The sequence below is a fragment of the Nocardiopsis sp. TNDT3 genome, from assembly GCF_003427465.1.
Classification (GTDB): domain Bacteria; phylum Actinomycetota; class Actinomycetes; order Streptosporangiales; family Streptosporangiaceae; genus Nocardiopsis; species Nocardiopsis dassonvillei.
Map to the genome: position 1 here is coordinate 1 of NZ_QPFC01000354.1, position 11201 is coordinate 11201.

Annotated in this window: 5 protein-coding genes; 3 read left to right on the plus strand and 2 right to left on the minus strand. The window is 73.4% G+C overall.

Annotation, left to right across the window (positions count from 1 at the left end):
• Together DQW06_RS09400 and hrpA are read left to right on the plus strand one after the other, a co-directional pair.
• On the plus strand, positions 1-4811 hold a 4811-nt coding region (locus tag DQW06_RS09400; RefSeq protein ID WP_117198304.1), incomplete at its 5' end, for an SDR family NAD(P)-dependent oxidoreductase.
• A gap of 337 nt (positions 4812-5148) precedes the next feature.
• Entirely contained in the window at positions 5149-9099 is a 3951-nt protein-coding gene (gene hrpA / locus DQW06_RS09405) for an ATP-dependent RNA helicase HrpA (RefSeq protein WP_013151551.1), read from the plus strand.
• A gap of 75 nt (positions 9100-9174) precedes the next feature.
• On the opposite strand, the gene DQW06_RS09410 is transcribed toward hrpA, so the two are convergent.
• Together DQW06_RS09410 and DQW06_RS09415 are read right to left on the minus strand one after the other, a co-directional pair.
• The gene (locus tag DQW06_RS09410) at positions 9175-9666 is read right to left on the minus strand and encodes a GNAT family N-acetyltransferase (protein WP_013151552.1); all 492 of its coding nucleotides are present in this window, start codon (positions 9664-9666) and stop codon (positions 9175-9177) included.
• 7 nt (positions 9667-9673) lie between these two features.
• Positions 9674-9946: a DUF1778 domain-containing protein gene (locus DQW06_RS09415; protein WP_117198305.1), complete on the minus strand. Its 273-nt coding sequence runs from the start codon at positions 9944-9946 to the stop codon at positions 9674-9676.
• 340 nt (positions 9947-10286) lie between these two features.
• Between DQW06_RS09415 and DQW06_RS09420 the strand changes: the two genes are divergently transcribed.
• The coding region (locus DQW06_RS09420) for a lactonase family protein (protein ID WP_157983388.1) at positions 10287-11201 on the plus strand (915 nt) is incomplete at its 3' end.

The following is an 11201-nucleotide window of genomic DNA, read 5'->3' on the forward strand; positions in this document are numbered from 1 at the left end:
ACCTCGTGCCCTGGCCGGTCTCGGCGCGGGGCGCGGCCGCGCTCGCCGCCCAGGCCGCCCGTCTCGCCGACCACCTCGACGCCCACCCCGACCTCGCTCCCGCCGACGTCGGGCACACCCTGGCCACCGCCCGCGCCGACCTGCCCGACCGCGCGGTGGTCCTGTCCGCCGACACCGACGGCTTCCGCGAGGCCCTGCGCGCCCTGGCCGAGGGTCGCGACACCGCCGCCGTCGTGCGCGGGCGCGTGCGCGAACAGGCCAAGACCGCCCTGGTCTTCCCCGGCCAGGGGTCGCAGTGGATCGGCATGGCCGTGTCCCTGATGGACACCGTCCCCGAGTTCGCCGACCGGATCGACCAGTGCCAGAAGGCGTTCGCGTCCCACCTGGACTGGTCCCTGGCCTCCGTGCTGCGCGGTGAGCCCGGAGCGCCCGGTCTGGAGCGCATCGACGTGGTCCAGCCGGTGCTGTTCGCCGTGATGGTCGCCCTCGCGGACCTGTGGCGCGCCCACGGCCTGCGCCCCTCGGCGGTCGTCGGCCACTCCCAGGGCGAGATCGCCGCCGCCCATGTGGCCGGGGCCCTCAGCCTGGAGGACGCCGCGCGCGTGGTCATCACCCGCAGCCGCCTGCTCACCTCCCTGGTCGGCCGGGGCGCCATGGCCACCCTGGCGCTGTCCGCCGACGAGGCCGCCAAGCGCATCGGGCCCTGGGAGGGGCAGCTCTCGGTGGCCGTCGTCAACGGACCCGGCACCGTGGTCGTGGCCGGGGACAAGCAGGCCGTCGCCGAACTGGTCGGGGACTGCGAGGCCGACGGGATCAAGGTCCGCCGCATCCACGAGGACGTCGCCGGGCACTCGCCGCACGTGGAGGCCCTGCGAGCGGACCTGGTCGCGGCGCTCGCCGACATCCGTCCCCGGCCCACCAACCTCCCCCTGTACTCCACCGTCACCGGGGAGCGCATCGAGGGCACCGCCCTGGACGCCGAGTACTGGTACCGCAACCTGCGCCGGACCGTGCTGTTCGAGCCCGCGGTCCGCGCCCTGCACGAGGCCGGATTCACCGCGTTCGTGGAGGTCAGCAGCCACCCGGTGACCACCTACGGCATCCAGCAGACCGTGGAGGCGGCGGGCGGCGACGAGTCCGCGGTCCTGCACACCCTGCGCAGGGAGGAGGGCGGTTACGGGCACTTCCTCACCGCCCTGGCCCGGGCCCACGTGAGCGGCGTGGCCGTGGACTGGACGCGCGCCCACGCCCCCCACGCTCCCCGGGCCGTGGAACTGCCCACCTACGCCTTCCAACGCGACCGGTACTGGCTGGTCCCCGGCCGGGCCTCGGACGTGCTCGGCTCCGGTGCGGACCCGGCCGGGCACCCGCTGCTCGGCGCCGCGGTGGACCTGCCCGACGGGGAGGGGCACCTGTTCACCGGCCAGCTGTCCCTGGCCACGGCACCCTGGCTCGCCGACCACGCCGTGGGCAGCACGGTCGTCCTGCCCGGCGCCGCCCACCTGGACCTGGTCCTGCACGCCGCCGAGCACGTGGGCCTGCCGAGCGTGGCCGAGCTGACCCTGCTCGCGCCCCTGGCCCTGCGCCCGGGCGCCGACACCCGGCTCCAGGTAGCGGTGTCCGGACCCGACGCCTCCGGGCGGCGCTCCGTCCGGGTGCACGCGCGTCCCGCCGACCGGTCCGACGGGTGGACCCTGCACGCCGAGGGCCTCCTCGAACCCGCCTCCGCACCCGGAACCGCGTCCGCCCAGACCGCCCCGCCACCGGAGGCCGAACCCGTGCCCGTGGACGGCCTGTACGCCGACCTGGCCCGCGACGGCTACGGCTACGGCCCCGCCTTCCAGGGACTGCGCGCGGCCTGGCGCGAGGGCGGACGGGTGTGGGCCGAGGCGCGCCTGCCCGACGGCCACCGCGAGGACGCCGCCGCCTTCGGCGTGCACCCCGCCCTGCTGGACGCCGCCCAGCACGCCATCGCCCTGACCGCGCCCGGGGAGAGCGGCCGGGTACGGCTGCCCTTCTCCTGGACGGGCGTGCGCCTGTACGCGTCCGGGGCCGATCACCTGCGGGTGCACGTCAGCCCGGTGGGCCCCGACGAGTACGCGCTGACCATGACCGACACCGACGGCAACCCCGTCCTGACCGCCGAGTCCCTGGCCGTGCGCCCCGTCGACGCCGCGCGTGTGGAGGAGGAGGCCAGGCGGGCCCTGCCCCGGGAGCTGTACGCCCTGGAATGGCCCACCGTGGACTTGGCCGACACCGGGCCGCTCCCGGCCCTGGCCGTCCTGGCTCCCGACACCACCGGACTGACCGAGGCGCTCGCCCGCACCGGTGCCGTCGTGCACCTGGTCACCGGCCTGGAGGAGCTGCGCGAACTGCCCGGGGAGACCGTCGTCCTGGCGCCCTTCGCCGCCGCGGTCCCGGAGGCGGGCACCGCGCGGGTGGAGACCGCCGAGGAGACGCCCGCGGCCTCGGGCGCGGGCGTCCCCGAGGCCGCGGGCGCCAGTCTGCGGCGGGCGCTGGAACTGCTCCAGGAGTGGAGCGCCGACGAGGGCGCGACCGACCACCGCCTCATCGTCGTCACCCGGGGCGCGGTCGCGGTGGCCCCGGAGGAGGACGTCACCGACCTCGTCCACGCCCCGCTGTGGGGTCTGCTGCGCTCCGCGCAGGCCGAACAGCCCGACCGGTTCACCGTCGTGGACCTGGACGGTTCCGACGCCGCTGCCGCCACGCTCACGAGGGCCCTGGCCAGCGGCGAACCGCAGCTCGCGCTGCGCGGTTCCACCGCGCACGCCCCCCGCTTCACCAGGGCGCGCGTCCCGGGGGAGTCCGCCGCCCCCGACCTCGGCGGCGGAACCGTCCTGGTCACCGGCGCCACCGGCGTGCTCGGCTCGGCGGTCGCCCGCCGCCTGGTCGAGCGCCACGGCGCGCGCGACCTGCTGCTGCTCAGCCGCCGGGGCGGCGGCGCGCCCGGCGCGACCGCGCTGGTGGAGGAGCTGACCTCCCTGGGCGCACGAGCCGCGTTCGCGGCGTGCGACGTCTCCGACGCGGACGCCCTGGCCGCCGTCATCGACGCGGTGCCCGAGGAACGGCCCCTGCGGGCGGTGGTGCACGTCGCCGGGGGCATCGACGACGGTGTGCTGGCCACCCTGACCCCCGAGAGCCTCGACGCGGTGATGCGGCCCAAGGCCGACGCCGCCCACCACCTGCACCGGCTGACCGAGCACCTGGACCTGGCGGCGTTCGTGCTCTTCTCCTCGGCCGCGGGCGTCCTGGGCAGCCCGGGCCAGGCCAACTACGCCGCCGCGAACACCTTCCTGGACGCCCTGGCCCACCACCGCCGCTCCCGGGGCATGGCGGCCCAGTCGCTGTCGTGGGGCCTGTGGGAACGGCTGGGCGAGGCCGGTTCGCACCTGGAGGCCGCCGACATCTCACGCCTGCGCCGTCTGGGCATGGCGCGGACCCTGGAGCAGCGGGAGGCCCTGGACCTGCTGAACGCCGCGCTGGCCTGCGGAGCGCCCCACCTGGTTCCGCTGCCGCTGGACCTGGAGGGCGTGCGCGACCGCGCCGCCCGCACCGGTCAGGTGCCGCCGCTGATGCGCGGACTGGTCCGCCAGCCCCGATACCGCGCCTCCAAGGGCGGGGCCGCCGAGGGGGCGGGCGTGTCCGCGGCGCTGGCGGCCAGCACCGGGGAGGAGCGCGAGCGCCTGCTGCTGGAGCTGGTGGGCGCGCTCACCACCGAGGTGCTGGGCCGTCCCGGGGACGAGAGCCCCGACCCCGACCAGGACTTCCTCGAGTTGGGCATGGACTCGCTCACCGCCGTGGAACTGCGCAACGAGCTGCGCGCTGCGACGGGGCTGCGTCTGACCGCGTCGGTGGTGCTGGCGCACTCCACGCCCGCCCGGCTGGCCCGCCACCTGGCCGCAGAACTTCCCGAGCCGGGGAGCGCCGCGCCGACCGCCGTCGCGGACACGGCCGGGGCCGACCCCCTGGAGGGGGCCGTGCCGCTGTTCCGCGAGTCGTGCCGCCAGGGGCGGATCGCCGACGGCATCCGCATGGTCCAGGCGGCCTCCCGCCTGCGCCCGGAGTTCACCGGTCCGGAGGACTTCGGCGCGCTGCCGCGCCCGGTCACGGTGGCCCGGGGACCGGTGCTCCCGCGCATGGTCTGCCTGCCGTCGCTGGTCATGGTGTCGGGCGTTCAGGAGTACGCGCGCTTCGGCGCGGCCCTCCAGGGGCTGCGCGAGGTCGTGGTCCTGCCCCAGCCCGGCTTCACCCCGGGGGACCCGCTGCCCCGGACCCTGGAGGCGGCCCTGGCCGTGCAGGCCCGGGCCGTGCGCGAGGTGGTCGGCGACGAACCCTACGTGCTGGTCAGCCGCTCCTCCGGCGGGTGGGTGACACACAGCGTCGCCACCCTCATGGAAGCCGGGGGGCACGCGCCCGGGGCGGTGGTCCTGATGGACACGCCCATGCCCGAGGAGCCCACCGCCTTCCCGATCATCCAGGCCGGAGTGCTGGAGCGCGAGACCCGGTTCGGGCTGATGGACGGCACCCGGGTCACCGCCATGGGACGCTACATCGGACTGTGCGCGGACTGGGAGCCCGCGCCCACCGCTGTGCCGACCCTGGCCGTGCGCCCCGGACAGCAGATGCTCGACGCCTCGGGGACGCCGATCGGCGGCCGGGACTGGCGGTTCGACTGGCCGCTGCCGCACGAGGCCGTCGACGTGGACGGCGACCACATCACCATGCTGGAGGAGCACGGGCCGGACACGGCGCTGACCGTCCACCGCTGGTTGGAGGAGCACGTCCGTTAGCGCGCGGACGGACCCGTGCCCTCCGCCGTGGGGCTTCCTGCGGCGAGGTCCGAGAGCCGACTCCGGCGAGGGCACGGGCCAGGGCCCGGGCATCACATCGGGCACGCCTTCGGCCGGTCCGCCGGGCGGCGGCGTACGGACGGGTCCCGGCGCCGCGCCGCCGGGAGGGGCGCACGCTACGGTTTTCCGCCGCGTCCGGGCCCGCGGAACAGAACTGGCCCGCCGGGCGTTGGCCGGTACGTGCCCGCGGCGCCCCTTCGCCCGCCCGCGACCGCGCGCCCACCGCGCGGACCCGGCGGCGAAAACCGGTTGCCGTCCCTCCTACCCTTGACTACTGATGAGCACCACCACGCCCGCGCCCGCCGCGGACACGCTGCGTTCCCGGCTGCGCGACCTCATGCCCTCGGACCGCCACCGGCTCCGTCGGCGTATCGACGGCCTGGCCAAGATCGGCGACGAGCGCCGCCGCGCCTCCGTCGCCGCCCAGATCTCCGGGGACGTCGACGAGGCGCTCCTGCGCGTGAACCTGCGCCGCGAGTCCGTGCCCGAGCTGAGCTACCCCGAGTCCCTGCCGGTCAGCTCCCGGCGCGACGACATCGCCGAGGCCATCCGCGACCACCAGGTCGTCATCGTCGCCGGTGAGACCGGCTCGGGCAAGACCACCCAGCTGCCCAAGATCTGCCTGGAGCTCGGGCGCGGCGTCATGGGCACCATCGGCCACACCCAGCCCCGGCGGCTGGCCGCCCGCACCGTCGCCGAGCGCATCGCCGAGGAGATCGGCACCCCGCTGGGCGAGACGGTCGGCTACAAGGTCCGCTTCACCGACTCCTCCAGCGACAGCACCCTGGTCAAGCTGATGACCGACGGCATCCTGCTCGCCGAGATCCAGCACGACCGCATGCTGCGCCAGTACGACACGCTCATCATCGACGAGGCCCACGAGCGCAGCCTCAACGTCGACTTCCTTCTGGGCTACCTCAAACAGCTGCTGCCCCGGCGCCCCGACCTCAAGGTCGTCATCACCTCGGCCACCATCGACCCCGAGCGCTTCTCCCGCCACTTCGACGACGCCCCCATCGTCGAGGTCTCCGGGCGCACCTACCCGGTCGAGGTCCGCTACCGGCCCATCTCCGAGGAGATCCTCGACCCCGAGGAGAAGAACCCGGGCGGCGGCACCGACCGCGACCAGACCCAGGCCATCCTGGACGCCGTGGACGAGCTCGGCCGCGAGGCCCCCGGCGACGTGCTGGTCTTCCTCAGCGGCGAGCGCGAGATCCGCGACACCGCCGAGGCCCTGGAGAAGAGGAAGCTCCCGGGAACCGAGGTCCTGCCGCTCTACGCGCGCCTGTCCACGAGCGAGCAGAGACGCGTGTGGTCCTCGCACAGCGGACGGCGCATCGTCCTGGCCACCAACGTCGCCGAGACCTCCCTGACCGTCCCCGGCATCAAGTACGTCATCGACCCCGGCACCGCGCGCATCTCCCGCTACTCCCACCGCACCAAGGTGCAGCGCCTGCCCATCGAGGCGGTCTCCCAGGCCTCCGCCAACCAGCGCAAGGGCCGCTGCGGCCGCGTCTCGGAGGGCATCTGCATCCGGCTGTACTCGGAGGAGGACTTCCTCTCCCGCCCCGAGTACACCGACCCCGAGATCCTGCGCACCAACCTGGCCTCGGTCATCCTCCAGATGGCCGCCCTGGGGCTGGGCGACGTCGCGGCCTTCCCGTTCGTGGACGGCCCCGACCACCGCCAGATCAAGGACGGCGTCAACCTCCTCAACGAGCTGGGCGCCCTGCACCCCGACGAGTCCGGGGGCAAACGCAGGCTCACCCCGATGGGCCGCCGCCTGGCCCAGCTGCCCATCGACCCCCGCCTGGGCCGGATGGTCCTGGAGGCCGAGGAGCGCGACTGCCTGGGCGAGGTCCTGGTCATCACCGCGGCCCTGTCCATCCAGGACCCGCGCGAGCGGCCCACGGACAAGCAGCAGCAGGCCCAGCAGGCGCACGCCAGGTTCACCGACAAGGAGTCGGACTTCCTGGCCTACCTCAACCTGTGGAACCACCTGCGCGAGAAGCAGCGGGAGCTGTCGGGCAACCAGTTCCGCAGGTTGTGCCGCGATGAGTACCTCAACTACCTGCGCGTACGCGAGTGGCAGGACATCCACGGCCAGCTCAGGCAGGTCCTGCGCTCCATGGGAGTGGAGGTGCCGCACCCCCGCGAGGAGGCCGCCGACCCCCGCGGCGTGCACATGTCCCTGCTGGCCGGACTCCTGTCGCACGTGGGCCTCAAGGACCCCGAGAAGCACGAGTACCTGGGCGGACGGGGCGCCCGCTTCGCCGTCTTCCCCGGTTCGGCGCTGTTCAAGAAGCAGCCCCGCTACGTGATGGCCGCCGAACTGGTGGAGACCTCCAAGCTCTGGGGCCGCATGGTGGCCCGGATCGAACCCGAGTGGGCCGAGGAGCTGGCCGGGGACATCGTCAAGCGCAGCTACAGCGAGCCGCACTGGGAGCGCAAGCGCGGCGCCGTCATGGCCTTCGAGCGCGTCACCCTCTACGGCGTGCCCATCGTCGTGCAGCGCAAGGTCTCCTACGGAAGGATCGACCCCGAACTGTCCCGGGAGCTGTTCATCCGCCGCGCCCTGGTCGAGGGCGACTGGGAGACCCGCCACCACTTCTTCCACGACAACCGCAAGCTCCTGGACGAGGTGGAGGACCTCGAACACCGCGCCCGGCGCCGCGACATCGTCGTGGACGACGAGACGCTGTTCCAGTTCTACGACGCCCGCCTGCCGGACTCGGTGGTCTCGGCCGCGCACTTCGACTCCTGGTGGAAGAAGGCCCGCCGCACCGAGCCCGAGCTGCTGGACTTCACCCGCGAGGAACTCATCAACGAGGGCGCGGGTGCGATCAGCGAGGACGACTACCCGGACGTGTGGCGCCAGGGCGAGTTCACCTTCCCGCTCAGCTACCAGTTCGAGCCGGGCAGCGACTCCGACGGCGTCACCGCGCGCGTCCCGGTGAAGTTCCTCAACCAGGTGGAGGACACCGGGTTCGACTGGCAGATCCCGGGTCTGCGCGACGAGCTGGTGACCGCGCTCATCCGCTCGCTGCCCAAGCCGCTGCGCCGCAACTTCGTCCCCGTCCCGGACAACGCCGCCCGCGCCCTGGCCGGGCTGGTCCCCTACGAGGGGCCGCTCACGGCGGCGCTGGCCGCCGAGCTGACCCGGATGGCGGGGGAGCGGATCGCCCCCGGCGACTTCCAGCTGGACCGGGTGCCCGACCACCTGCGCATCACCTTCCGGGCCGTGGACGACCGGGGCCGGACCCTGGCCGAGTCCAAGGACCTGGAGAAGCTGCGCGCCAAGCTCAAACCGCGCCTGCGCGAGGCCATCTCGGCCGAGGCCAAGGGCGTGGAGAAGAAGGGCCTGACCTCCTGGGACTTCGGCCCGCTGGAGCAGACCCTGGAGCGCAAGGCGCTGGGGCCCAAGGTCAAGGGCTACCCGGCGCTCGTGGACGAGGGCGACAGCGTCGCGATCCGCATCTTCGACACCCGTCCCGAACAGCGCGCCGCGATGTGGGCGGGCACCCGCCGACTGCTGCTGCTCACCGTGCCGTCCGTGGCGAACGTGGTGAGCAAGGGGCTCAACAACCCCGACAAGCTGGCCCTGGCCGACAACCCGCACGGTTCGATCCGCAGGATGCTCGACGACGCCGAGGCGGCCGCGGTCGACCACCTGCTCGCCCGCGAGGGCGGGCCGGTGTGGAACGGCGAGGACTTCGCCAAGCTCGCCGACCGGGTGCGCGCCGACCTCGGCGACACCCTGGCCGAGATCCTGGACAGGTCCGCGCGCGTCCTGGTGCTGTGGCGCAAGGTGTCCAAGAAGGTCAAGGGGACCACGTCCCTGGCGGTGCTGCCCTCGCTCAACGACGTGCAGGGCCAGCTCGGCGACCTGGTGGGCGAGGGGTTCGTGACCCGCACCGGCCTGGCCCGCCTGGACGACCTGCACCGCTACCTGCGCGGGGTGGAGTACCGGCTGAACAAGCTGCCGGAGAACCCGCGCCGCGACCAGGTGAACATGTCCAAGGTGGAGCAGATGCGCCAGGCCGTGGCCAAGCTGCGCGGGAGCCTGCCGCCCGGCCGCGCGGCCGACCCGGACGTGGCGGAGCTGCGCTGGATGCTGGAGGAGTACCGGGTGAGCCTGTTCGCGCAGGAGCTGCGCACGGCCTACCCGGTCTCGGACAAGCGCATCCTGAAGGCGGTCGAGGCCGTCAAGGCCGCCGAACGCAAGTAGGGGTCGCGGCCGTCGGGGCGTCCCGGCGGCCTACTGCGAAAGAGCCCTGCCCGGTTGACCGGGCAGGGCTCATCGTCATTCGAGCGTCTTGGCGATGTCGCTCATCTTGCGGTACAGGCGCATGCTCCCGGGGATTCCGCGGAACCCGTGTTTCTCGTAGAAGGTGTGCGCGTCCTCGTCCAGGGCGTCGACCACGAGGAACCGGACCGCGAAGACCTGGTTGCCCGCCAGCGCCCGTTCGAAGGCGTCCACCAGCAGAACCGGGCCGAGACCCTGTCCCTGGTAGCGGGTGTGCAGTGCGAGCCGCGCCAGCAGCACCGCGGGAATCCTGTGCATGCTGCCCCGCGCCAGGGTTTTGGGCAGCTCCTCCCTCTCCAGGCTCATGGAGGTGAAGGAGTAGTAGGCCGCCACCTCCGTGCTGCCCTCCTCGCACCAGACGAAGGTGGCGGCGGTGTTGTTGGCCCGGGCGTGCAGCGCGCTTCTGCGCAGCCAGGAGTCCAGTTCCTCCTTCCCGCAGGAGAAGGAGTCGGTCCGGTGCGCCCGCTGGAGGGGCTGGCAGACGAACACGTTCGGATTACCTCTTCACGATGGAACGGTGCTTGCGCACCGCGGAGGCCAGTTCCTCGATCGGCTGCGCGGGTTCCTCCAGGGAAGCGACCATGGCGTCGAAGAACGCTGCGGGGACCGTCGTGGTCTGCTCGCGTTCCACGATCTCCTCGGCCGCCTCCCGGGCTACCCGGACAACGAACTTGGAAGTGGACTCGTGGCTGATACGGGCCGCCTCGAGGAGCAGGTCCTTGTCCTCGGGCGTAAGGCGGACTTCGATGCGTTCTGTGGCGGTGCTCATACGATGGGTTCCTCTGGGGTGGGCGACCTTCCGCCCAGTTGCTGTCACAGCCAGGCGGGAGTGTAACCAATTGTACGGTACTTGTACGTAACTCTCCATCGGGAAGTGGTGTTCCATGGAGTAGGCGCACCATCGCGTTCTGTTCAGGTGGCGGGCCGGAGGCAGGTTCTGCACCGTTTGGGGCAGTCTTGCGCCGGGCTGGGAAAGTACTTCGGGACACCGGGCTCGCCGGGTCCGCTCTCATAGCTGAGGATCAGGGCCTGTAGCATGCGCCGTGTGCCTCAGTGGTGTAGACCACTGTCGGGCGGACATCACAGGCGCGAGGGAAGCGAGGCCCCCGGTGGGCGAATCGGCGGACAGCTCGGTGGACGGCAAACGGCTCCTGCTGGTGGGCACCTACACCCCCGACTCCGACCCTCCCGGGGAGGGCGAGGGGATCTACCGCGTCTGGTTCGACCCCATGACCGGCGAGATGACCCACGGCGGCGCCGCCGCCCGCACCCCCGGCCCGTCCTTCCTCGCCTTCCGCGAGGACCCGCCCACGGTCTACGCGGTCAACGAGCGCGAGAAGGGCACCGTCACCGCCTTCCGGATCGACGGCGGGGCCGGACTCACCGAACTGGGCCAGTCCCCGACCGGCGGCGGGTCGCCCTGCCACGTGCTCGCGCGCGGCTCCGAACTGGCGGTGACCAACTACGCCAACGGCGTGGCCACGCTGTACGCCCTCGCCGGGGACGGCTCCCCCGGCGAGGCGGTGGCGGAACTCGCGCACTCCGGAAGCGGCCCGGTCACCGACCGCCAGGAGGGGCCGCACGCGCACAGCACCGCCGCCCCCGACGACCATCACCTGCTGGTGGCCGACCTGGGCACCGACGAGCTGCGCGTCCTGCGCGGCGGCGAGGAGGTCGGCGCCGTCTCCCTGCCCCCGGGCACCGGCCCCCGGCACACGGCCGTCCTCGGCGAGTACCTCTACGTGGCGGGTGAGCTGGACTCGCGCGTGCACGTCCTGCGATGGAACCCCGACGAAGGCACCGCCGAGCACCTGGGCTCCGTCGAGGCCACCGGAGAGGAGGCCGCAGGCGAGAACTTCCCCGCCGAGATCCTCAGCAACGGCGACCACGTGTACGTGTCCAACCGGGGCGCGGACACGATCGCCACCTTCGCCGTCCGCGACGGCGGCGCCCGTCTGGAGCACGTCGCCGACACCCCGGCCGGAGGGCCGTGGCCGCGCAACTTCACCGTCGTGCGCGGCCAC